Source organism: Vibrio sp. R10-SG3-ISO3, from assembly GCF_059834225.1.
Genome location: NZ_JCBDHE010000056.1, coordinates 57,883 through 82,361, shown reverse-complemented (window position 1 = coordinate 82,361; position 24,479 = coordinate 57,883). Strand labels below are relative to the sequence as shown.

18 protein-coding genes are annotated in these 24,479 nt (G+C 49.6%); 10 read left to right on the top strand and 8 right to left on the bottom strand.

What is annotated here, in order from left to right; genetic code table 11:
* The first annotated feature begins 29 nt into the window (after nucleotides 1-29).
* The 3 genes from AC6R1A_RS17280 to AC6R1A_RS17270 all read left to right on the top strand — a co-directional run bounded on the left by AC6R1A_RS17280 (nucleotide 30) and on the right by AC6R1A_RS17270 (nucleotide 4,677).
* Complete coding sequence (locus AC6R1A_RS17280) at nucleotides 30-1,643, top strand: methyl-accepting chemotaxis protein (protein ID WP_500633798.1); 1,614 nt, start codon at nucleotides 30-32, stop codon at nucleotides 1,641-1,643.
* 183 nt (nucleotides 1,644-1,826) lie between these two features.
* Nucleotides 1,827-3,227 (top strand): asparagine--tRNA ligase, encoded by a 1,401-nt coding sequence (gene asnS, locus AC6R1A_RS17275; RefSeq protein WP_500633797.1) that lies wholly within the window; start codon nucleotides 1,827-1,829, stop codon nucleotides 3,225-3,227.
* Between the two features lie 259 nt (nucleotides 3,228-3,486).
* Nucleotides 3,487-4,677 carry an amino acid aminotransferase gene (locus tag AC6R1A_RS17270; RefSeq protein WP_500630414.1) on the top strand — a complete coding sequence of 397 codons (1,191 nt, stop codon included), beginning with the start codon at nucleotides 3,487-3,489 and terminating at the stop codon, nucleotides 4,675-4,677.
* 135 nt (nucleotides 4,678-4,812) lie between these two features.
* On the opposite strand, the gene AC6R1A_RS17265 is transcribed toward AC6R1A_RS17270, so the two are convergent.
* From AC6R1A_RS17265 to AC6R1A_RS17255, 3 genes are all read right to left on the bottom strand, one after another.
* A complete protein-coding gene (locus tag AC6R1A_RS17265; protein WP_500633796.1) occupies nucleotides 4,813-5,481 on the bottom strand; it encodes an outer membrane beta-barrel protein in 669 nt (222 codons plus the stop codon).
* Between the two features lie 82 nt (nucleotides 5,482-5,563).
* Nucleotides 5,564-5,941, bottom strand: a complete 378-nt coding sequence (locus tag AC6R1A_RS17260; protein WP_334552424.1) for a transporter — start codon at nucleotides 5,939-5,941, stop codon at nucleotides 5,564-5,566.
* A 202-nt stretch (nucleotides 5,942-6,143) separates the two neighbouring features.
* Entirely contained in the window at nucleotides 6,144-8,474 is a 2,331-nt protein-coding gene (locus AC6R1A_RS17255) for a DEAD/DEAH box helicase (protein ID WP_500633795.1), read from the bottom strand.
* Between the two features lie 178 nt (nucleotides 8,475-8,652).
* Here AC6R1A_RS17255 and AC6R1A_RS17250 point away from each other — a divergent pair, with 178 nt between their 5' ends.
* The 3 genes from AC6R1A_RS17250 to AC6R1A_RS17240 are packed head-to-tail and all read left to right on the top strand — an operon-like array spanning nucleotide 8,653 to nucleotide 11,499.
* Entirely contained in the window at nucleotides 8,653-10,341 is a 1,689-nt protein-coding gene (locus tag AC6R1A_RS17250; RefSeq protein ID WP_500633794.1) for an NAD-dependent malic enzyme, read from the top strand.
* Between the two features lie 43 nt (nucleotides 10,342-10,384).
* Nucleotides 10,385-10,714 (top strand): DUF3392 domain-containing protein, encoded by a 330-nt coding sequence (locus AC6R1A_RS17245; RefSeq protein ID WP_500627734.1) that lies wholly within the window; start codon nucleotides 10,385-10,387, stop codon nucleotides 10,712-10,714.
* On the top strand, nucleotides 10,687-11,499 hold the full coding sequence (locus tag AC6R1A_RS17240) for a SanA/YdcF family protein (RefSeq protein WP_500633793.1): 813 nt from the start codon (nucleotides 10,687-10,689) through the stop codon (nucleotides 11,497-11,499). The genes AC6R1A_RS17245 and AC6R1A_RS17240 overlap by 28 nt, the downstream gene beginning before the upstream one ends.
* Nucleotides 11,500-11,504: 5 nt before the next feature.
* Here AC6R1A_RS17240 and AC6R1A_RS17235 read toward each other — a convergent pair whose 3' ends face one another.
* The gene (locus AC6R1A_RS17235) at nucleotides 11,505-12,803 is read right to left on the bottom strand and encodes a GGDEF domain-containing protein (RefSeq protein ID WP_500630410.1); all 1,299 of its coding nucleotides are present in this window, start codon (nucleotides 12,801-12,803) and stop codon (nucleotides 11,505-11,507) included.
* A 219-nt stretch (nucleotides 12,804-13,022) separates the two neighbouring features.
* Here AC6R1A_RS17235 and AC6R1A_RS17230 point away from each other — a divergent pair, with 219 nt between their 5' ends.
* Entirely contained in the window at nucleotides 13,023-13,847 is an 825-nt protein-coding gene (locus AC6R1A_RS17230; protein WP_500630409.1) for a DUF2797 domain-containing protein, read from the top strand.
* 116 nt (nucleotides 13,848-13,963) lie between these two features.
* Here AC6R1A_RS17230 and AC6R1A_RS17225 read toward each other — a convergent pair whose 3' ends face one another.
* Both AC6R1A_RS17225 and AC6R1A_RS17220 read right to left on the bottom strand, forming a co-directional pair.
* Nucleotides 13,964-15,199: a cysteine desulfurase-like protein gene (locus tag AC6R1A_RS17225; RefSeq protein WP_500630408.1), complete on the bottom strand. Its 1,236-nt coding sequence runs from the start codon at nucleotides 15,197-15,199 to the stop codon at nucleotides 13,964-13,966.
* Nucleotides 15,183-15,842: a 2OG-Fe dioxygenase family protein gene (locus AC6R1A_RS17220; protein WP_500630407.1), complete on the bottom strand. Its 660-nt coding sequence runs from the start codon at nucleotides 15,840-15,842 to the stop codon at nucleotides 15,183-15,185. Before AC6R1A_RS17220 ends, AC6R1A_RS17225 begins: the two co-directional genes overlap by 17 nt.
* Nucleotides 15,843-16,228: 386 nt before the next feature.
* Here AC6R1A_RS17220 and trxB point away from each other — a divergent pair, with 386 nt between their 5' ends.
* From trxB to cydC, 3 genes are all read left to right on the top strand, one after another.
* On the top strand, nucleotides 16,229-17,197 hold the full coding sequence (gene trxB, locus AC6R1A_RS17215) for a thioredoxin-disulfide reductase (RefSeq protein WP_334552431.1): 969 nt from the start codon (nucleotides 16,229-16,231) through the stop codon (nucleotides 17,195-17,197).
* 129 nt (nucleotides 17,198-17,326) lie between these two features.
* Complete coding sequence (cydD, locus tag AC6R1A_RS17210) at nucleotides 17,327-19,114, top strand: heme ABC transporter permease/ATP-binding protein CydD (protein WP_500630406.1); 1,788 nt, start codon at nucleotides 17,327-17,329, stop codon at nucleotides 19,112-19,114.
* On the top strand, nucleotides 19,107-20,828 hold the full coding sequence (cydC, locus tag AC6R1A_RS17205; RefSeq protein ID WP_500630405.1) for a heme ABC transporter ATP-binding protein/permease CydC: 1,722 nt from the start codon (nucleotides 19,107-19,109) through the stop codon (nucleotides 20,826-20,828). The genes cydD and cydC overlap by 8 nt, the downstream gene beginning before the upstream one ends.
* A gap of 60 nt (nucleotides 20,829-20,888) precedes the next feature.
* On the opposite strand, the gene AC6R1A_RS17200 is transcribed toward cydC, so the two are convergent.
* Entirely contained in the window at nucleotides 20,889-23,162 is a 2,274-nt protein-coding gene (locus AC6R1A_RS17200; protein WP_500630404.1) for a bifunctional diguanylate cyclase/phosphodiesterase, read from the bottom strand.
* 281 nt (nucleotides 23,163-23,443) lie between these two features.
* Nucleotides 23,444-24,388 (bottom strand): 23S rRNA pseudouridine(2605) synthase RluB, encoded by a 945-nt coding sequence (gene rluB / locus AC6R1A_RS17195; RefSeq protein ID WP_500627567.1) that lies wholly within the window; start codon nucleotides 24,386-24,388, stop codon nucleotides 23,444-23,446.
* Between the last annotated feature and the right edge of the window lie 91 nt (nucleotides 24,389-24,479).

The window sequence follows — 24,479 nt, the reverse complement described above, 5'->3', positions numbered from 1 at the left end:
TCAGTTCCAACTCATACCAAGAAACGATCATGCGTCTAATCATAACAACAAAACTCTTGATTACCCTACTCTCCGTTTTTGGCTTGGTGTTGCTTGCCTCGACAAGCTACCAATACCTTCAGCAACGTGAGTTATTAAATTCGGTACTCAGTGAGCAGCTCCATGATAAAGCCAGCAACTACTTTGATAACCTCAATATGATGATGTTGACTGGCACTATGGCGCAAAAAGAAACCTTGCGTCAGAAGGCGTTAGCTCAAGATGGCATTGAACAAGTACGTGTGTTGCGCTCGGATCTCGTCAGCAAGCTCTACGGCCCAGGCAACGACAATCAAAGCCCCGTCGATGACATTGACCAACGAGCGCTCAGCGGCGAATTGGTGATTGAGCCCATTCAAGCAGAATGGGGCTCAGGGATTGTGGTCGCCATGCCAATGAAATCGAGTGAGAACTATCGAGGCACGAACTGCGTGGCCTGTCATATGGCACCAGAAGGCGAAGTGCTCGGTGCTATCCGCCTTGAGTACAATCTGTCACACGTTAATCAGATGGTCAGCCAGCGTACACTGATCGCCTTAGCGATCATGTCCGGCTTTGGGTTCGTCGGTTTTCTCGTCACTATGGGTATCATCCGCAAAACCATTGTTCAGCCCATCCAAAAGACCTCGCGCTTTATGCAAAGCGTCAGTGATTCCAAAAACCTTACTCAGCGCGTCGCCTCCAAGCAAGGTGATGAAATTGGTCAACTGGCCAAAGCCATCAACTCATTTATGGACACAGTGACCAGCAGCCTGAGTCAAGTGCAAGCGACTTCCCATCAGGTGGCGCACTCAGCCAATCAGTTAACGCACGTGGCGCAAATTACCGACGATGCCGCTGGCAACCAACAGCAAGAGACCGACGAAGTTCAAGCCAATATTGAGCAGATGCAAGCGCAGCAAATCGATGTCGAACAAGCGACGGTGAACGCCTCTGAGCTGATCAAGCACACCACCACGATTGCCGAGCACAGTGCCACACGAGCGCACAACGCCAGTGACGAAATCAAACATCTTGTGACCGATATTGAGCAAGTCAAAGGTAATTTGGTCGATTTGAATCAGCAAACCGTCGAAGTCTCATCGATTTTAGAAGTTATCAAAGGCATCGCAGAGCAAACCAACTTATTGGCTCTGAATGCGGCCATTGAAGCGGCCCGTGCTGGCGAACAAGGACGTGGCTTTGCGGTAGTTGCGGATGAAGTCAGGCAGTTGGCCAGTCGCACCGCAGAGGCGACCGGCAGTATCGAAAAGATCATTGCGGATTTTCAAAGCGATAGCCAAACGTCGCTCGCATCCGTCGATACGGTGTGCGACACCGCCCATCAACGATCAAGTGAGGTGGAGCAGTTATCCGTCGCCATGTCCGAAGTGGTGTCAGAGATGCAGCAAGCCCTCTCCCACGCCACCAGCATTCAAAGTCAGAGCAGCAATACCTCGCACTTGACGCAAGAAGTTCAGCAGAAAGTCGACGTCATCACTCAACACGCCCGGGCAACCTCGGATTCGGCGGCACAAACACGAGACATTAGTATGAATCTTGAACAGTTATCCGAACAACTAGAGGATCTTCTTAATCAGTTTTCTCTTTCTCAACCGAAATGAGTGGATATGAACGGTTTTTCGCCAACTTATCGACATTAATGGTTGAAGCATATTAATTGAAAGGTAATATGTCACATTGAATAGTTAGAATTCTACCCAACCCAATGTTTTGCTCACGCATTGTCCAATGACGGTTTTGCAAACATTGGGTTGAATTTTTACTCAATGGAGAATATTGAAAACATGACTTACGCGCCTGTATCAGACGTTTTGAAAGGTCAGCTAGCGGTAGACAGTGAAGTCACTGTACGAGGCTGGATCCGTTCACGTCGTGATTCCAAAGCTGGAATCTCTTTCCTTGCCATTTATGACGGCTCTTGTTTCGACCCGATTCAGGCCGTGGTCCCTAATAATCTTAATAATTACGACGACAAAGTACTTAAGCTCACCACGGGCTGCTCTGTTGAAGTAACGGGTAAGATTGTTGAGTCTCCTGCGAAAGGCCAAGACTTTGAGCTTGCCGCTACAGATGTAAAAGTGGTCGGCTGGGTCGAAGACGCAGAAACCTACCCAATGGCGAAAACTCGCCACTCTATCGAGTACTTACGTGAAGTGGCACACCTACGTCCGCGCACCAACGTAATCGGTGCGGTAGCACGTGTACGTAACTGTCTATCTCAAGCCATTCACCGTTTCTACCACGAGCAAGGCTACTTCTGGGTATCGGCGCCACTGATCACCGCTTCTGATGCAGAAGGTGCTGGTGAAATGTTCCGTGTTTCTACGCTAGACATGGAAAACCTGCCGCGCACTGACGAAGGTAAAGTGGACTACAACGAAGACTTCTTTGGTAAAGAGACCTTCCTAACCGTATCTGGCCAGCTTAACGCGGAAGCATACGCCTGTGCACTAAGCAAGGTGTACACCTTTGGTCCGACTTTCCGCGCGGAAAACTCAAACACCAGCCGCCACCTAGCGGAGTTCTGGATGGTTGAGCCTGAAGTGGCGTTTGCCGAGCTAGACGACGTTGCTAAACTGGCGGAAGACATGCTGAAGTACGTCTTTAACGCCGTTCTTGCAGAGTGTCGTGATGACCTTGAGTTCTTCGCACAGCGCATCGACAAAGAGGCCATCACTCGACTAGAGAAGTTTGTCTCTTCTGACTTCGCACAAGTGGACTACACAGACGCCATCCAGATCCTGCTTGATTCTGGGCGTGAATTCGAGTTCCCAGTGGAATGGGGCATCGACATGTCTTCTGAGCACGAGCGCTTCCTTGCTGAAGAACACTTCAAAGCACCGGTGATCGTGAAGAACTACCCGAAAGACATCAAAGCATTCTACATGCGTGCGAACGATGACGGTAAAACCGTTGCAGCAATGGACGTACTGGCACCTGGCATCGGCGAAATCATCGGTGGTTCTCAGCGTGAAGAGCGTCTAGACATCCTAGATGCACGTATGCGCGAAGTCGGCATCGATCCTGAGCACATGAGCTGGTACCGCGACCTACGTCGTTACGGCACCGTGCCACATGCAGGCTTTGGTCTAGGCTTCGAGCGTCTCGTCTCTTACGTAACAGGTATGGGCAACGTTCGCGACGTGATCCCGTTCCCACGTACGCCACGCTCAGCGAACTTCTAAATGTTCGGCCTCTCGATTTAGTGTAAAAAAAACCTCCGTCTCACACGGAGGTTTTTTTCGCTTTCTCATAAAAATTGCGCCCCGCTTTTCCCCTTCAGGGGAGGACTTAACCCAAGAAAAAGGCGCGTTGATGTTAAAAATTGACCAAATATAACTTTTCTTCATTTTTCCCTGAATTGTCGGTTGTATGGCTGTTAGGAGAAAGGTATAAATAACCAAGTTTATTAACGCCTCCCTTCGACTAACATGGATGACGATTATGTTTGAAAAAGTTGTAGCTGCTCCGGCAGATCCTATTCTTGGACTCACTGAAGAGTTTAAAAAAGATCCACGCGCTGAAAAAATTAACCTTGGCGTCGGTATCTACAAAAATGAACAAGGCGAAACCCCTGTTCTTGCCACGGTAAAAAAAGCGGAAGCTGCACTGGTCGAAACTGAAAAAACCAAGTCATACCTAACGATTGAAGGCACAGCAGAGTACGGTCTTGCCGTACAAAAGCTGCTGTTTGGCGAGCAGTCGGACATTGTCGTGAACAAACTGGCTAAAACAGCGCAAGCCCCTGGTGGTACAGGCGCGCTACGTGTAGCTGGCGAATTCATTAAGCGTCAATTGGGCGATGTGAAGATCTGGATCAGTAACCCTACTTGGGCAAACCACAACGGCGTATTTACCGCCGCAGGCATCGAAACCGCGCAATACAGCTACTACAACGCCGAAACTAAAGACAAAGATTTCGCAGCAATGCTCGCCGATCTTGAAAAAGCATCTGCGGGTGATGTTGTCCTGCTGCACGGCTGCTGCCACAACCCAACCGGCATCGATCCAACATTGGAAGAGTGGGAAACTCTTGCAAAGCTGGTTGCTGAAAAACAACTTCTCCCTCTGTTTGACTTTGCCTACCAAGGTTTTGCTAAAGGCGTGGAAGAAGATGCGGAAGGTCTACGTATTTTCGCTCAATACAACAAAGAAATTTTGGTCGCGAGCTCGTTCTCTAAAAACTTTGGTCTGTACAACGAGCGTGTGGGTGCTTTCACCTTAGTTGCACAAACCGAGCAAATCGCTGAAACTGCGTTTTCTCAAGTCAAAGCCATCATCCGTTCGATCTATTCGAACCCACCTGCACACGGCAGTGCTGTCGTCACGCACATTCTTGGCAACGCCGAGCTTCGTGCCGAGTGGGAAGCGGAAGTGAAAGAGATGCGCGACCGTATTCAAGCGATGCGTGAACTGTTTGTTGCGACGTTGAAAGAGCAAGGCGTCGATGCTGACTTCAGCTTCATTGAACGTCAAAACGGCATGTTCTCTTTCTCTGGCCTAAGTAAAGAGCAAGTCGCGCGCCTAAAAGATGAGTTTGCTATCTACATCGTCGGCTCTGGCCGCATCAGCGTTGCAGGCATGACACGTTCAAACATGCTGCCACTTTGTCAGGGAATCGCTGCCGTACTTTAGTTCGGTATTCATAAGTTGATAGACAATAGCCAGCGGATACGCTGGCTATTTTTGTTTGTGGGGTTTATCGGTCAGCTAGTTTGCCAAATGCTCGCGTCTCGATAAGCGATTTATTTTGCGGGATACTCGCCTAAGCTAGAGCAGAAATCGCAGTGACACGCCCGCTTCGTTAGTTTGCGCGCTACCGGCTTGGCTTGCAGTATCATAATCACTATCGCGATAAGTGTAAAAGCCGCCCAGAACGAAACGTTGACTGATGCGATAATGCGCACTAATGGAATAGCTCTGCTCGTCAACGATGTTACTGCGCGTCAACTGCGCCTGCCCTTCCAATTTCCAATGTGTCGATAGCGCATATTGAGCACCAACACTTGCGCCCCATACGCCTGTATGATCGCTGTAAAATTTATCATCCGTCGCATCATCGGTTTGCGAAGCCCAGAGGTAGCCAAACTTACCCATTGCAAACAGATCAAGTTTGTCACTGGCCGCAATACGATAGCCGACGCCTGGCAGAAGGGTATAAAGGTTAGTGGTGATGTCGTCTGGGTGCAAAAAACGCGCGGAGTAATCGAGCTGAGTAAACCAGTGTTCCCCGACAGCCCAGCGGCCAGCGACGGTGAGGTCGGTCACTTTGCTATCGGCGTCAGATTGATCCATTGAGCCAGCACTGAGGTAGGCACCCAAGTAATCATAGTGGTTGTGCCAGTTTGAAGAAGGCGCTGACGGTGAAGATTCCGCCCATACACTCATCGGCAAAGCGACAAGGCTAGCGAGAAGAGAAGATGTGAGATGGCGTTTCATTGTTACTACTTACGCTCCATGAAAGTATTCACTCAGTGTTTTCACTATAGCGCAAATTTCATCATGGCTGCGTGCGCCTGATCTACAAAGTAATAATCAGCTCATCTTGTTGATTAGATTCGATTTTAGCATGCGACTGGCGACACACTCGCTCGATCTGAGACGGCTCCAATTCGTAGGGCATCACCAACTTGAGTTCAGATATCCCTTCGAGCTTTGCGAGTTCCAACAGGATAACAATATTGGATTCATCACTGCGATTTGCCGAGAGTGATTTTAGCGCGTTGTCCCACAGCCTATCCTCAACCGATACCGTCTCTTTGATGGTGTCTTTCCATGCAAGGCTAAAGATCGGGGCAAAAGTGCTCATCGCTTCGAGAAATGTCCACTTTTTACTGCATGAGGCACTTAAGAACGACGTGTAGTCAAATTCTACTCTTGCGCTATTTTGATGTTCCATATCATCCCCCGTACACATGGCAACACGTTCCACTCAATATCAATGATTCGGTTGCATATAGCAATAGGATATAGAAGATTGGTCTTTTATAGCTCTATTTCGTTTAAAACGGCTATATAAAAAGCAATACGGTAACAATTGCTGTACAAGAGCGAGACAAGCTGGATATTGGCTAGAAATATTTTCAGCAGCGAAATTTATCCTAGCGAATGTCGACGACTCGACTTGCTTTGCGATATTGAACGCGCCACCCTTGCCACTTTGGCAACTCCCAACGTTTTGGGTCGCCTTTCCTCAATCCCGAGTCATAAATCACCTCAACACATTTTCTTGTCGGGTAGTATTCGACACGCAGGTTTAAATCACCGAGGTAACATTCAAACGGATACGCCTGAGCAAACTCTTCATACTCCCAATACGGAATACCTTCGAACGCGAAGTCGTCTTCACTAAATAGGGCGAGCTCTTCGACACTCGACAGTTCAAGTAACGCCAGCTGTTCTCGGAACCAAGAGTCAAATGTCACCGCTGGCGCCACCTCACCCGCCAACTGTTGGTAGAGTACGTAATGCTTGATCGCTTTGGTCATCTTGTGAGCAAACCCTGGCAACACTCGCTGTGCATACACCGCGTCCATGAGCGGCGTCATCGCCAGTGCCCCTGTCGCTTCTTCAAGTCGAGCAGCCACGACTCTTCCCGCATACACCAGCTCAAGGGTGACTTGGGTTTGCTCACCCTCCACCACTTCACCCTCTCGCCACTCACCAAGATTTAACGTCGCAAAGGTGTCTAACGGCAAAGGCAGAATAAACGTTGCCAGATTCAGCGTTTGTTTGACGCCTCGCCCCGGTAAGCTGTGCGTATCTAAGACCAGTGCTGCCTGCGTCTGCGCTTTCAGGCGGTGCTGGCGAGGCAGCTGTACCTCCAGTTCACCATTAGCGAATGCGTCTGGTCGTTTTAAACGACGCACAAACGCGAGCTCTGGGTGCAAGCGAGCGATTTCCGCAATCAGCTCGCTGTGTTGATAGCGAGAAGCCACCTCAAGTTGAGGTAATTCAAACAGCTCACGCATTTGCATGGATAACCGCTGAGCTTCGTCAAGAGCAGCGGCATCGACTTCTACTCCGGTATATCGCTTGCCACGCACTAACCCAATGGCCAAGGCGCCATCACAGCCTAGCGGCTCTTGCTGATCCAACTTACTTAGGCGCTCCTCATCTGCAGTCAGTTTGTACAGTGAAGCCGGCGTGGCAAGCACTGCGGTCATGTCAATCATCGCCTCTTTGAGTGCTCTTTTCTGCATACGTGAGACAAGGTCGGCATAGAGTGCGTCAATGGGCAAAGGATAGAGTCGCTTACCGTGCTCCGTCGCCACACCCTTCTCATCCACCGCTTGCATCGCGCGAAGAAGTGACGCCGCTTGATTCAGCGAACGTTCTGGTAGTGGCTCTAAAAAATCCAACTGTGACAGAGGCTTGCCGCACACCGCCGCCGCTAACATGGCTTCGGTCAGGGATTCACGCTGCATTTCTGGTGGTGTGTGCTCAATCAGCGCTGCATGCTCACCATACAAACGCACACAGACGCCCTCCATCACGCGCCCTGCTCGCCCCGCTCGCTGCTTGGCACTCGCTTTTGAGATCGCTTTTAAACTCAAGGTCGTTTTACCATTGCGTTGCTCGGTTCTGCGCTCAAGTCCGCTGTCGATGACGAGCCCGATGTTATCAATGGTCAACGACGTTTCCGCCACATTGGTCGCCAGCACGATCTTTTTCTTGGCTTGTACCGTCAAGGCGACATCTCGTTGATGATCAGTAACAGACGCATGCAAGGGCGCAACGATAATCTGCTCTAATTGCGCAAGTCGGCTAGCACATTGTGCGATCTCTTTACGCCCGGGTAGAAACACCAGAATGTCACCATCGAGATCGCGCATCGCAGCTACCTCCTCGAACACTCGCTCGTCTAACCGACGTCCATCTGGCAACTGTTGCGAGTAAGTAGCACGATGACAAAGGGAGACCTCATACACTCGACCCTCTGCCGATAAACGTTCGGCGCTGAGGTAACGCGCAAGCTTTTCACCATCCAGCGTGGCTGACGTCACCACCAGTTTTTGCGCTCTTGGGCGGCGAAGCAAGGCAACCAGTAAATCGGTATCCCAGCGACGCTCATGGTATTCATCCACCACAATGTAATCGAAATCGGCCAGTTGGTTCTCACTGTACCAACGCAGTGCGACGCCCGGAGTGACAAACACCACTTTTGTCTTGTCGTCGTAGCGGTTGTCTAGCTTTATGGCATAGCCTATCTCTTTACCAAGCTCACTCTCGGTAGTGGTTGAAAGAAACTGCGCTAACGAGGTACAGGCAATGCGCCTTGGCTCGACAACTAGCACTCGACCTAGTTCACTGAGCCACAGAGGCAAACGGGTCGATTTTCCCGATCCAGTTTGCGCTTCCACCACCAAATCCGTGTGCTGGATGCGTTTGAGAAACTCGGTTTTTAAGTGATCAATGGGTAACGATGACATAGTTGATAAGCGCTGATAGTAAAAGGGGTGAGTATAACGAGCATCGAGGTAAAGCCCAACCTCACACCCTCTGTGCGTGCGTTTAATATTCGGTTTACTTTAGGTTTGCGAATCCCTATCATTTTCGGGTTCCTAGTTCCAAAGGTCCATTGGCCAACACCCTACTTATAGGCATGTGATGAATAACGATAAACGCCCACTCTATATCCCTTTTGCAGGGCCAGCACTTCTTAGCACTCCTCTGCTCAACAAAGGCAGTGCGTTCACCGCAGAAGAACGCAGTTCTTTTAACTTAGAAGGTTTACTTCCCGAAACCACGGAAACCATTCAAGAACAGGTTGAACGCGCTTACCAACAGTACAAAAGCTTCGAAAATGACATGGATAAGCACATTTACTTGCGCAACATTCAAGACACTAATGAAACGCTCTTCTACCGCTTGGTGCAAAATCATGTCTCAGAGATGATGCCGATCATCTACACCCCAACCGTTGGGGCAGCATGTGAGAATTTTTCCAATATTTACCGTCGCGGACGAGGCTTGTTCGTCTCTTACGCCAATCGAGATCGCATTGATGATATCCTCAACAATGCATCGAACCACAACGTCAAAGTGATCGTGGTGACCGATGGCGAACGTATCCTCGGCTTGGGCGACCAAGGCATTGGCGGCATGGGCATTCCAATTGGTAAATTGGCGCTCTACACTGCGTGTGGCGGTATCAGCCCTGCCTACACACTTCCGATCGTATTGGATGTGGGTACAAACAACCCGCAACGCCTCGCTGACCCTATGTATATGGGCTGGCGTCATCCGCGCATTACTGGTGCTGAGTATGACGCATTTGTTGAAGAATTCATGCAAGCCGTTGCCCGCCGCTGGCCTGACGCGTTGATTCAGTTTGAAGATTTCGCGCAGAAGAACGCAATGCCACTGCTTGAGCGATACAAAAACCGCGTGTGTTGCTTTAACGATGACATTCAAGGCACTGCTGCCGTCACTGTGGGCTCGTTGTTGGCCGCGTGTCAGGCAGCTGGCAGCAAACTCTCTGAGCAACGCGTCACCTTCTTGGGCGCAGGTTCGGCTGGCTGCGGCATTGCTGAAGCGATCATCGCGCAAATGGTCTCTGAAGGGATTTCTGATGAGCAAGCGCGCTCTCAAGTCTACATGGTCGACCGTTGGGGCCTACTTCAAGAAGGCATGCCAAATCTACTCGATTTCCAACAGCGTTTGGTACAAAAACACAGCAACACCAAAGCGTGGCAATCTGAAGGGACTGGCTTCTCGCTGCTTGATGTGATCCGCAACGCCAAACCAACTGTGCTGGTCGGTGTTTCAGGCGCGCCAGGGCTGTTCAGTGAAGAAGTGATCAAAGAGATGCACGCGCACTGCCCTCGCCCGATTGTGTTCCCACTGTCGAACCCAACAAGCCGCGTGGAGGCAACCCCAAACGACATCCTTCGCTGGACAAATGGTGAAGCACTGGTTGCAACAGGTAGCCCGTTTGCGCCGGTGGTGTTGGACGGCAAAACCTACCCGATCGCACAGTGCAACAACAGCTATATCTTCCCAGGCATCGGCTTGGGTGTCCTTGCCGTACAAGCTAAGCGAGTGACAGACGAAATGCTGATGGAATCAAGCCGCGCATTGGCGACCTGCTCACCGCTGGCGATTAATGGTCAAGGGGCGCTGCTACCGCCGCTCGAAGCGATTCATTCTGTATCGAAGAAGATTGCCTTCGCCGTGGGTAAAAAAGCCATTGAACAAGGGGTCGCCCTTGAGATTACTGACGAAGCGCTAGAAGAAGCGATTGATAATAGTTTCTGGCAGCCAGTTTACCGCCGCTACAAACGTACTGCATTCTAACCCGTCTCAACGCCTCTGCTCAGCAGGGGCGCTTTTATTTATGATGATTGTATTTAACTATCTTGACCCATTGGGTCGCGGGCTTTTGCCCTACCTCAGTGAAATATCCACTGCACTCATCGCCTGTTTGCTCGTCATGGGCGGTGGTGATATTAACGCGCTTTTGAGACGTTGGTTACGCCCTTACCATTTCTTAATCCGCACCGGAGTGTTTATCTTGATTAATGCGTTTGGTTACGGCTTAATCATCGTAAAAGCAACGCCTTACCTCAATATGACACTGAGAAACCTCCAACCTGGGATGATGTTTTCCATCGTGATACTCTGTTTCATCATCATAGGATTATGGGCTCAAAGGAATCGACAAATTTAGTGCGTAAACTGTTTCACCGCCGCTCAACCACCGAACACACACTGGGAATTATCAAATCACTGGTGAAATGGCTGCTATTGGCCACGATTGCGCTCGCCATCGCGTTAGTCGCGATCGATCGTTGGGTATCGATGCAAACTCGCGAGCAGTTGTTTACCAGCGCGGAGCAAATTGACCAATTTGATGTGGCCGTGGTTCTCGGGACGAGCAAATACCTCGGTAAAATACTCAACACATACTACATCAACCGTATTGACGCCGCGATCGCTCTTTATGATCAAGGTAAAGTATCGAACTTTTTGCTCAGCGGTGACAATGCCCACCGTTCGTATAACGAGCCCTGGACAATGAAACGCGATCTTTTGCGCGCTAACGTTCCAGAAAACCACATTTTTCTCGATTACGCGGGTTTTCGAACCCTTGACTCTGTGGTGCGTGCCAAGGAGATTTTCGATACCGATAACTTCTTAATCATCACCCAGAAATTTCACTGTGAACGCGCGCTGTTCATCGCCAACTATCACAAAATCAACGCCCGCTGTTATGCCGTCGCAGGCCCATCGGATCAATCGGGATCTAAGGTGCGTTTAAGAGAAGTGTTTGCGCGGGCAAAAGCGGTGTTGGACCTTTACATCACTAACGCCAAGCCTAAATTTCTTGGCCCCAAAGAGCCAATTATGGCCAGCGCCGAGCCCGTCGAACAACAGGTAGAGAGTGACGACTTAGACGAACCGCTGTTCGAGTATCTAGATGCAGCGGGCAGCGACGCAGAATCAGCGCAATAACGCCACTACTCACTCAGTTCAACACGATTCCGCCCACTGCGCTTGGCTTTATAGAGCGCTTCATCCGCACGAATCAACATCTCATTGGTGCGCTCTTCGCCCAGTGTTGCCACACCAATACTGGTGGTGAGCGGATCACCGTGCACCCAAATGTGCGCCTCAACTTTACGTCGTAGCCGCTCGCCAAGTTCGTAGGTGTCGAGCACATTCATCCCCGGACAGAACACCACAAACTCTTCGCCGCCCCAACGAACCAAACGCTGCTCTGCTTGGAGCGACGTCAGCAGCACCATAGTAAACTCTTTTAAAATGTCATCGCCAATGGCATGGCCATGCTCATCATTGACCTGTTTAAAATGGTCAATATCCAAATAGAGAATCGACAACACTTTGCCGCCTATCGGCAGATCATCATAATGCTTGTTGAGCCAATCTCGGATCGCGTGGCGATTCATCGCGCCGGTAAGGGGATCGCGATGCGCAAGCTCGGCAAACTCGATGTTCTTAGCGCGCAACGATTGGTTCATCGCGTGTAAGTGATGTTGGCGCGCTTTGACTCGTTGAATGGCAAGGCGACTTCGCTTAATTTCGTACATGCTGTAAGACAGTGCTAAGCCCACCCAACAGGCCAACAATAGCGCCATCAAGGTTTCGCCAGAGACATACTCCCCGATGAATTCAATGCGCTCAATCACCAGAGTGTAGTCGCCCTCGTCCATGCCTGACCCGGTGGCAAACTCAATTCGATTCACATTGGTAAACTCAGGCGCGGCATGTTCAATAGGAATATCCAAATCCGCCAGCCACCACGTCATCACTTGTAAATTGGCTTTGGGTAATGTCATCTCTTGCGCAGAAGCAGGTGGCAGAAACTCAAGCCCGTTGTATTTGTGAGTATACTCATCTTCGATGGTTGAATAGGCTGGATTAAAATTGCGCAAATAAAAGCGCATTGGCACACTTTCACCCTCTTGATTTGTGAGTGAAACAGCAAGTTTGATGGTGTGATAATGGGTCAGGTCAAGCCCGACATCAGGCTGGCTATCAATATGAATAGCGACGCCACAATAGGGCCAACGGTATTTCTCCGATGAGCGAATTTTGCATTGGAGTACGCTGCGCTGATACTCTGTCGCCAACGATGCTTGAGACCGTCCGCCTTGGCCTTGATCACTGGTCGGATAAAACGAATACGCATCGGGCGTCACGGCTAACACTCGTCGGTCACCATATATCCCATACAGCAACACCACCACTAAGGTCAGCACCACAAGGCCAAATACCGTTTTATGGATCGCTTTCAATCTACACCCATAGCTATAACGAAAAGAGTCAATAAAGTATGAGACAGACTCTACCACAATGCGACATTATCCTTGACTCAATGTCACACATTCGCCCGAGAATCTCGGCCAATGTCGCGAAAAATGGTAGCAAGAATCCCATCCTGTTTTCTGTTACACTCAGGCCGAACACGTATTTGGCGTAAGCCATGCGGATAAAAAATAAAACAGAGTAATGTCATGTCACTAATCGTAAAAGGCACCCTCAGCAAAATGACGGCATCGCTGGGAGAGCAAGTCCAATACTCACTGCCTGTCGGTGAGTCATCTGTCGCACTCAACCCACTCATCGGTCAAACGCTGACCCTAACGCACACTGGAAACATCTTTTGCTGTTCGTGTGGCAAGAAAACCAAAAAAAGTTACTCACAAGGTCACTGCTTTGTCTGTATGAAAAAACTGGCCAGTTGTGATATGTGCATCATGAAGCCAGAAACCTGCCATTATGATCAAGGCACCTGCCGTGAGCCGCAGTGGGGCGAAGAGAACTGCATGGTCGATCACTATGTGTATCTGTCCAATACCTCTAGTCTCAAGGTGGGTATTACCAGACACACCCAGCTCCCAACCCGCTGGATTGACCAAGGGGCCACGCAAGGTCTTCCCATATTTAAAGTGAAAACTCGCCATATTTCTGGTCTGATTGAAGTGGAATTGGCCAAACACATTGCTGATAAAACCAACTGGCGAACCCTGCTTAAAGAAGACGGTGCCCCAATAGCGCTGGAAGAGAAGTTTGCCGAGCTACTGCCGCTGGTTGAAGAGAAGATCGCCGAGATCAAACAACAATTTGGTGACGACGCGATTGAGGTGCTACCGAGCCAGATAACTCCGATTCACTACCCCGTGACAGAGCACCCGACTAAGATCACCTCGCACAACTTTGACAAAGAACCTGTCGTGAGTGGCGTTCTACAAGGCATCAAAGGTCAATACATGATTTTTGACACAGGTGTGATCAATATTCGTAAATTCACCTCTTACGAAGTGGAAGTGAGTGCATAATCACTGCCCCAACCGCATTAGCAGACTTAATGATGAGTGGATCGCATAGTCTTTTTCCTAACGTACAAAAAGCGCCATTTGGCGCTTTTTGTACGTTAGGATAGTGTGGCGATGTGCTATGGATTGAGAATGCGTTTTAGCTCGTCAAAAAACAGATCCACTTCTTGTAGCGTGTTGTAGTGCATAAAACCGACACGCAATACACCACCACTGGCTTCAAGCCCTAATTGCTTCACCAGACCCAGTGCATAAAAATGGCCGCTCCAAACACAAATGTTGCGCTCACCCAAACGTTTCGCGACCTCTTCTGGCGTAAACTCATCAAAGGTTAAGGCAAAGGTCGGCGTGCGCAGCTCACTGCTCGCATGAGTCCGCCCCCACAAGGTGACACCTTGTAGCTCATCCAAACGAGAGAGAAAACGCTCGTTGAGCGCCGTTTCATGCTGATTGTATTGACGAAATGAAACCACCAATTTGTCACGTAACGAATCGCCTTGTTCGCCCCACTGAGCAAGATAGTGTACCGCGGCAATCAGCCCAGCCAAGCCTTCAAAGTTTTGCGTACCCGTCTCAAAGCGACCAGGGCCTAAGTCTGTTGCGGGCTCCACCTTGTAAGGCGTGAGTGCCTGCAACCATTTTGGCGCCACATACGCTATGCCGACATGAGGACCAAAAAACTTATAGGAGGAACAGGCAAGAAAGTCACAACCGAGTGCCATCACATCCACCAAGTGATGCGGCGTGTAATGCACTGCGTCAACGTACACCATAGCGCCTACTTGTTGCGCTGCCTCAACGACACGTTTGACATCCACAATAGAACCGGTGGTGTTCGACGCCAAAGTCAGCGCCACCAGTTTAGTTTGCGGTGAAAGTAACGTGAGCAGGTGGTCAATATCTAAGCTGCAATCGTCTTGATTGACGCGTGCTTGATGAACCACCGCGCCTTTATCTTGCGCCGCTTGCTGCCAACTAGAGACGTTCGAATAGTGATCCAGCGCTGACACAATCACTTCATCACCGATTTGCCAGTCACGGCTGATGGCCCGGCTAAGCTGAAAAGTGAGCGAGGTCATGTTAGGCCCAAAGACAATATTGTCAGCCGAAGGCGCGTTGAGTAGCGCAGCGGCGGCCTCCCTCGCTTTGGCCATCAACGAGGTCGTGTGCTGACTGGAGAAATAGTGTCCACCCAAATTGGCGTTGTATTGACCAAGGTAACCCTGCATCGCTTCCAGAACCGAAAATGGCACTTGTGAGCCGCCCGGACCATCGAGAAAGATGACTGGCAATTGGTTGTGGATCTGATTTAAGGCACCAAATTGTGAGCGGACTAAATTAGGAGTGAAGTTCATTTACCGCATCCTTTGCCGTCAACACAAACACATCCATATGCCCTTCTTCTCCTTCTATCACGGTGCGAATCGGCGTCGCATTGTGCCAAAGTTTGTTGTCAGCCAGCATCGCCACTTCACCGCTTTGTAAGGTTTTTCTAAAAAACGGCGCTTCATTGAAGCTGTTGTAGAGCATGATGTCACCCCCTTCGATATTGTGGCGGCCCATCCCGACCATCGCAATATGGTCAAAGCCATCTTGGTGGACGCCCTCTGGCGCCACTTGGGTTTCGTCGTAAACCGCAGAAATACGGATTTGATGAATTTCGATCTCCTGACCATTGGCCAAACCGTTCGATTCGACAAACACCTCACAGATCTCTCTCATGCCATCACTTTGCAAGGTCGAGGCTTCAATGGGTTCGAATTGACGCACTACATCCCCTTGAAAACGGTTGATATCGTTGGTTTGCATAAACTCATGCTTATCCAGATCAACCACTTGTCCATCACGAAAAGCTACCACGGAGTAGCGACGCAGACGATACTGACCATCGGCGTGCTCAGTGTGCGGAAGATGGGAAAAGGAAGGCGCTAGTTGTTGAATCGCCTTCTCACTAAGCTGAGTTAATTGTAGGGTTGTTTCATGGTTATGTAGCATCATCGACTCCTTAATGAAGATACACTGCAATTTTTATAACATATATTTTACATTTATTATTTGCGCACATATCCCGTTAAATCAAATTTATTTGGCATTTACATCCAACAATATTGACAATACAACATGTTTATCCAATTAATGATTAATAGTTAGTGAAGTAAACCATTTGATAACAAAGGAAGATGAGAAAACCAGCACGGTTCACTAGTCAAATTGGAGAGGATGCTTGTAATCAAAGAGTTAGTGACTGTTTTTGCGCCCACACTCCACCCTTGTTGATCTAATCTATAACCATTTATTCCAGTGACAGACCTTGTTAACGCCGTGCTTAGCCCCATATAATCGAGAAGTTAAAAATCAATAAGCGTCACCGCGATGGAGCACAAATGAGCGACGTAAAACACTGTAAATTACTCATTCTCGGTTCTGGCCCTGCTGGCTACACGGCAGCGGTTTACGCCGCACGAGCCAACCTTAACCCAGTACTGGTTACCGGCATGCAGCAAGGCGGTCAGTTGACCACCACAACGGAAGTGGAAAACTGGCCTGGCGATCCTGAAGGTCTCACCGGACCCGGTTTAATGGAGCGAATGAAAGAGCATGCAGAACGCTTTGAAACCGAGATTGTGTTTGATCACATCAATGAAGTGGATTTCAGTCAGCGTCCATTTACGCTCAAAGGCGACAGCCGTCACTACACCTGTGATGCTCTTATTATCTCTACTGGCGCGTCGGCAAAATACCTTGGTCTGGAGTCAGAAGAAGCGTTTAAAGGGCGCGGTGTTTCCGCCTGTGCGACCTGTGACGGTTTCTTCTATCGTAACCAGAAAGTCGCGGTCGTGGGCGGTGGTAACACCGCGGTTGAAGAAGCGCTGTACCTATCCAACATCGCCTCTGAAGTGCATTTGATTCACCGCCGCGATACGTTCCGAGCGGAAAAGATCCTCATCAAACGCTTGATGGATAAAGTGGCAAGCGGCCATATTGTGCTGCACACCGACCGTACTCTTGAAGAAGTCGTTGGCGATGACATGGGCGTAACAGGCGTACGCATCAAGGACACCCAATCCGATGCGGTTGAGCAAATCGACGTAATGGGGGCATTTATCGCCATCGGTCACCAACCCAATACCGCCATTTTCGCTGATCAGCTTGAAATGAAAGATGGCTACATCGTGGTGAAATCGGGTCTAGAGGGGAACGCGACCCAAACCAGCATCCCTGGCATTTTTGCAGCAGGTGATGTTATGGATCACAATTACCGTCAAGCGATCACCTCTGCGGGAACGGGCTGTATGGCAGCGTTAGATGCAGAGCGATACCTGGATGGACTCGCGGATACGCAATCAGCCTAACGGCCAATCGCTTGTGGCGCTTTTTGGCGCTTATCTCAAATCCCTAAAACCTCGCGGTATTCCCGCGAGGTTTTCTTTTGTATAATGCGCGGCTTAAATCAAAATAATAATTCTCATTAAGCCTTTACCATGGATAAAAAGAAACAGCGTAGCTTGAATCAATGGCTAAAGCAGCAAAGTCGCCAAGCCAAGCGCTGGTTGATGATTGCCGTTGGCCTTGGTGTGCTCTCAAGCGTATTTTTGCTGATTGGTGCATCACTCCTCGCTCACATATTGCATGCTCTTATTATCGAACACGTCGATAAAACCGAACTTATGCCCCATTTCGCAGGGCTCGCCGCCACTGTCGTTGTGCGTGCGCTGTGCGCTTGGGGACGAGAGATCGCCGGCTTTCGCTGCGGCGAACAGATTCGCGTTTATATTCGTCAATTGATTCTCGACAAGCTCGACGAACTCGGCCCAGCGTATATCAAAGGGAAGCCTGCTGGGGCGTGGGCAACGCTGTTACTGGAACAAGTCGAAGATATGCACGACTTTTTCGCTCGCTACTTACCGCAAATGGCCCTTTCCGTGTTGATACCGCTTGTTATCTTAGTAGTGGTCTTCCCTGTCAACTGGGCAGCCGGGCTGATATTTCTGATCACCGCCCCCCTTGTGCCTCTGTTTATGGCCTTAGTGGGCATCAAAGCGGCGGATGCCAGCCGCAAAAACTTCAAGGCGCTGCAACGTCTGTCTGGCCATTTTTATGACCGCTTACAATCGATGACCACCATTCGACTGTTTGATCGCACGCGCGCAGAAACCGACACGCTGCGCGGCGCATCTGAAGTGTTTCGTACCCGCACGATGGACGTGTTGAAAATTGCGTTTCTATCCTCGGCTGTATTGGAGTTTTTCACCTCTATCTCTATCGCCCTCACTGCGGTGTATTTCGGCTTCGCGTTTATTGGTGAGCTCAATTTCGGTGACTACGGCGCGGGCGTCACCCTATTTTCTGGCCTATTTGTGTTAATTCTCGCCCCGGAGTTTTACCAACCGCTGCGTGACTTAGGGACTTTTTATCATGGCAAGCAACAAGCCGTTGGCGCTGCAGAAAGCATCGTGGCGTTTCTGAATACCGATGTCACTTCGGTAAAATCGGGCGATCGCAAGTTGACTGAACCGGCCAAGATAACCATTAAGGCCACAGAGTTAAGCGTTTATTCTCCACAAGGTACAGCGCTACTCGGCCCTGTCAGTTTCGAAGTAAAAGCAGGGGAAACCTGCGCACTCGTCGGCCCTAGCGGTGCGGGGAAAACAAGCCTGATTAACGCCCTACTCGGCTTCCTCCCTTACCAAGGCAGCTTAACCATTAATGGCGTTGAGCGCTGTGAGTTGGATTTGGCGCACTGGCGCGAGCAGATTAGTTGGGTAGGACAAAACCCACTGCTGCTGCACGGCAGCATTTATGACAACCTCACGCTTGGGGTCAACAAGCCGAGCCAACAAGCGCTGGATAGCGCGCTTGATGAATCCTTCAGCCGAGAATTTGTCGAACATCACGGGTTAGAGTATGTCGTGACAGACCGAAGCGGTGGCTTGTCCGTCGGTCAAGCGCAGCGCTTAGCCCTGGCGCGAGCTATGATTCAAGACGGCGCATTTTGGCTCCTCGATGAGCCAACCGCCAGCTTAGATGCACGTAGCGAGCGTCTTGTTATGCAAGGTCTGGATGCAAAAATCAAAGACAAAACCTGTTTGATGGTCACTCACCAACTCACGCCCTTAAAGAATGTGGATCAGATTTTAGTGATGGACAAAGGTCAGTTGATTCAATGTGGGGACTTCGCCAGCTTAGCCCATCAACCAGGACGCTTTGCGCAGATGTTGGACGCCAGTATGTCTATGACAAACACCGATAAGGGGAACCTGGATGCGTGAATTAGCCCCCTACCTCAAATTGTATAAAAAGCATTGGTTTGGCTTGTCGCTCGGTATGCTACTGGCGCTGCTTACTCTGTTTGCCTCCATCGGCCTATTAACACTGTCCGGTTGGTTTTTGTCTGCCGCCGCCGTGGCCGGATTGACTATTGCACGGGAAACCTTCAACTACATGTTACCCGGGGCGTTTGTGCGTGGATTTGCCATGGGACGCACCGCAGGACGCTGGGGTGAGCGCGTGGTCAGCCACAACGCCACATTTAAACTGCTCACCGATCTGCGTATTTTCTTCTTCAGCAAGCTCGCACCGCTCATTCCGGGCCGAGTGTCAAACTTGCGCGATGCCGATCTGCTCAACCGCCTAGTGTCTGATATTGATGCGATGGATCACGTTTACCTACGTTTAGTCAGCCCAATGATCGTTGGTACCCTCGGTATCCTTGGTCTCACTGCGCTGGTCGCTTGGTTTGATCAGCAGTTAGGGTTAACGCTAGGCGCCATTCTATTGGTGGTCTTGTTCACCTGGCCTGTTTTGTTCTATAAGTTAGGCAAACGCAATGGCCGTGATTTGACACAACATAAAGCGGATCTGCGCGTTACTACGCTCGACTGGCTGCAAGGCTACAGCGAACTGACGTTATTTGGCGCCAATCGGCGCTACCGAGACGCGATCCTCAACGCCCAATACAAACTGCTTACCAATCAGCGCCTCAACGCTCATGTTTCCGGGTTAGCGCAAGCGCTGTTACTGCTGGTCAATGGCTGGACGTTAGTCTTAATGCTGTGGTTGGCGGCGGACGGCGTGGGCGGCTTGTCGCCTGATCCTAAAATTGCGTTGGTGGTCTTTGCCACCATGGCCAGCGTTGAGCTCCTAATGCCGATTGCGGCGGCTTTCCAGCATTTAGGCCAAACGCTCACTTCCGCAAGACGTCTCAATGACATTATTTTGTCTACGCCGGATGTGGTCTTTCCTGACCAAGATGTGGCACATGAAAACGAATTTTCCATCGAGTATGAGCAGGTCTCCTTCTCTTATCCTGATAGCCATCAAACGGTGCTTAAAGACGTTACCCTTGCCATACCTTCTCAACATCGTGTCGCTATTGTCGGCCAAACCGGCAGTGGTAAATCGACCTTGATTCAGTTACTCAACCGCTACTGGGATGTCAATCAAGGTGAGATACGCCTCGCTGGGCGCCCAATAGCGGCGTGGAGTGAATCACAGCTGCGAGCTGCTATTAGTGTGGTGAGCCAACGGGTCGACATACTGAACGGCTCTCTGCGTGATAACTTATTGATGGCTAAGCCAGAGGCCGATGATGCCGAGCTCAGCGCGACACTGGATAAAGTTGGCCTTGCTGCACTGCTCGACATTCAAGGATTAGATATTTGGCTTGGGGACGGCGGAAGACAACTCTCCGGCGGCGAAAAGCGTCGCATCGGAATTGCCCGCGCGCTGCTGCATGATGCGCCGATTCTGCTGCTTGATGAACCAACGGAAGGGCTAGACAAACAAACTGAACAACAGATCATGACGTTGTTTGAGCAGCACTTTGTCGGCAAAACCGTCCTGTTTATCACCCACAGACTGGTTCATTTGGATAAGATGGACGCCATTTGTCTGGTCGAGCAAGGTCAAGTGGTCGAATATGGCAGCCACGCCTCATTGCTCGAACAACAAGGTCGTTATTATCAGTTGACTCAAACGCTCTAAACCATCAGTCACAACGGCAGCACAAGCTGCCGTTGTGTTTTAGATGTGCTGCGAAGTAGCTTATCGGTTGTCGAGGATAAAGCGGCGAAGTGCCTCTAATTTCATCGGGCGGGCAAAGTGATACCCTTGGAAGACATCACAACCGAGACGCCTCAACACCCCCGCTTCCTCTTCTGATTCAATCCCTTCAGCGACCGTTTCCATCCCCAATTTTTGCACCATGCCTAACACGCCAGCCAGCATAGAATAAGAGGACTCGCTCACCAACATATCTGAGACAAAACTCTTATCGATTTTGACTTCGTCAATGGGGAAGTGTTTAAGAACACTCAGCGAAGAGTAACCGGTACCAAAATCATCCAATGAGACACGAATCTGCTCGGCTTTTAGGGCATTGAGCAAGGCACAAATGCGCTCAAAATCGTCGGCTAAGACGCTCTCCGTGATCTCAACAATCAACCGGTGTTTGTTAAAGCGTCGCTCCTCAATCGCCTGTTCCAACATTGGAATAAATTGCATGCTTTGAAACTGCTTAACGGAAACATTGATCGCGACATCAAGCTCCACCTGCAAAGCCTCAAACAGCTCAGAGAGCTCGGCTAACGTGCGGCGCACGATAAACTCACCGAGCTCGTTCATATAGCCACAGTTTTCAGCCACAGGGATGAATTTATCCGGTGGCACAAAACCCAGTTCAGGGTGCTCCCAACGCACTAACGCCTCGACCCCTTTAAGCGTTTTACTTGAGGTAAATTGCGGCTGATACATCATATAAATCTCATCGCGCTCAATCGCTCGTTTGAGTTCGAGTTCGATTTTACTCTTATCCAGGTGCTCTGTGAGAAAGCGCGGCTGGTAAAACACAATCCCGTTGCGTGTCTGTTTAGCGTGTGACATCGCCAGTTCAGCGTTGCGCTTGACCGCTTCTGCATCGACATCGTCTTGACCGGATGAGGCGACGCTGATGCTGCAACTTAACACAATCTCGTAGTCACGATAGAGGAACGCCTGGGTAAAACAGCTTCGGCAAAGATCAATGGTGGCATCGAGCGCTTCTCTGTCTAACGTATGCGCCACTACAACAAATTCGTCACTACCAGAGCGAAACACCGCGTGCTTTTCACCGACACTGGCCACTAAACGATTGGCGATGTTTTTCAGCACCGCATCCCCTGCCGGGTTACCAAAGTTGTCATTGACCAATTTAAAACTGTCGACATTGATACACAGCAGGCTGTAGCGAGCGTGCTTATCCAACCCCGATAAATAACGCTCGAGACTGTACCGATTGGCAATACCGGTTAAATAGTCATGGTTCGCTTGGTGAGCAAGCTCTTGTTGCTTGCGCTGTTCACTGAGCGCGATATTACGAAATAGGAAAAACATCACACTCACTGCCACCATATAGAGAGCGATAAGATTAGGCAATTTCTCAACAAATCGCGCCATTATTACGCTCTTTTTCACTTCAGTAGTTATCCAAAGATCGTATTTGTTGATATAAGTGCTGGCAGCGTATGATTGCCTTGATGGAGCGGTCAATTCGTTAATATGAACGTTGTTGCTTTGTTTTATCTCTTCAAAAGTCATCCCCGTCATAACTTCTAAACGTTGTATGCTGCGATCCATCTCCTCTTGTGGTACTTGATATAGATACACTTGCGGATCGTAAATGCGCTCCATTGGCGCAATCTGGAAGTAACGATCATTTTCACGAAATAAGAAGGTATCAAAGCTGTGGCTTTCCATCTCAGTTTTATTGGTCAAGAAGTACTCAAAACCACCTTTAAGTGAGATAGAGATGGACAAGACAAACTTAGGCACACCTTTTTCGTCACGAATGGCTTTGCGAAAAGGGATAATAAGCTCGCTAATGTCTTTATGAAAATAGGTACGCCCGATCACCGCTTCGTCACTTGCAAGGGTTTTCTCGAAGGTCAATTTGGTTTCAGGATTATCGCGCAGATAGTTGGTGTGCCCATCCACCATCCGCGGCGAACTCGTCAGCGGATAGCCCTCTACATCAAACAGCGCCAGCGCTAAAATGGTTTTTTCAATCCTGGTGGTATCATAGAGCACAGCATTGATATGGTCGAGATCGTGCTCAAAATCCAATCGTGATAATTCACTGCCGACAATATCTATGATGGTTTGGTACTGGGTGAGGGATGACTTGAATGCGTGCGCGGTCAAACGAGTGAGATTAACTTGCGATTGAGTAATATCTTCATAGGAGTCTTGGTACGACATATAGGCAGCGATCGCGCTTATCACTGACCATAGAGCCAGAATAAAATAAAACGCTAACCAAATATTTTTTTTAATCAATGCCATACGTCTAAGATCCCTGACAAGCCGCGGCTCTATTTCCGTTCTGTTTAAGGATAGTGTAAAGCGTCATAGCTCACCGACCTAAAATAGATCGAACACACTATACGATTCTTTGTCTCTCTTCACCCATCACAATTGAGATAAGTATCAGTTTTCACTCTAAAGTTAAGGTTAGTCATAAATTGATGAAAAAAAAGCAGCCTAACTCGGCTGCTTTCACAAATTGAACAATGGCATCAATCAATAGATGTATCAGTGATACCTACACATTAACACCTGTGGTATCAACGCTGACGGGTATTTTTACGAGGTGACTGCTCGGTTGCGCCTTTGCGTGGCTTACGGCGTGCAGGGTTGTTGCTACGACCACCGCCACTGTTGACGCGCTCTTCATGACGTTTCACGGCACGACGAATCTTCTGGCTGCGTGAGCGCTCACGTTTACGTGAGGTGTTGGCTTTGTTCTCATCCAACATGGTTTCTTTTTCAGGACGAAGCTCCACCAATTCACGCAGGTAGTTCACTTCTTTGAGATCCAGTTCCATCCAACCGCCACGAGGCAGTTTTTTGTCGAGGAAGATATCACCATAGCGCACACGTTTCAGGCGGCTAACGGTACAGTCCTGAGACTCCCACAAACGACGAACTTCGCGGTTTCGACCTTCGTTGATCACCACATAGAAGGTGTGGTTCATACCTTCACCACCCGCGTAAACCACATCCTCAAAACGGGCTAAACCGTCTTCGAGTTGAACACCACGAACCAAGTTTTTCACTTTGTCTTCGTTCACTTCACCGAAGACTCGTACAAGGTACTCACGTTCCACTTGACGGCTTGGGTGCATCAGACGGTTGGCGAGCTCACCATCGGTGGTAAACAACAGCAGACCCGAGGTGTTGGCATCCAGACGCCCTACTGAGATCCAACGAGAACCACGGATCTTAGGCAAACGGTCAAATACAGTGCGACGACCTTCAGGGTCATGACGAGTACACAATTCGCCTTCCGGCTTGTAGTACGCTAGTACGCGACAAATCACTTCTTCTTGCGCTTTAGCGTTGACAGTGTGGCCGTCGATACGAACGATGGCGTTCTCATCTTCTAGTCGCTCACCAAGTTTAGCGACAACGCCATTGACGCTCACGCGGCCAGCTTTGATTAAAGCTTCTAACTCGCGTCGCGATCCGTGACCAGCTCGTGCTAAAACTTTCTGTAATTTTTCGTTCATTGATTTACCTATGTGTCGTCTTCACAGACGTCGAAATAAAAAAGTGCGACCCAAAAATCGCGGCCGCATATTATCTCAAAATCCTTGCCAA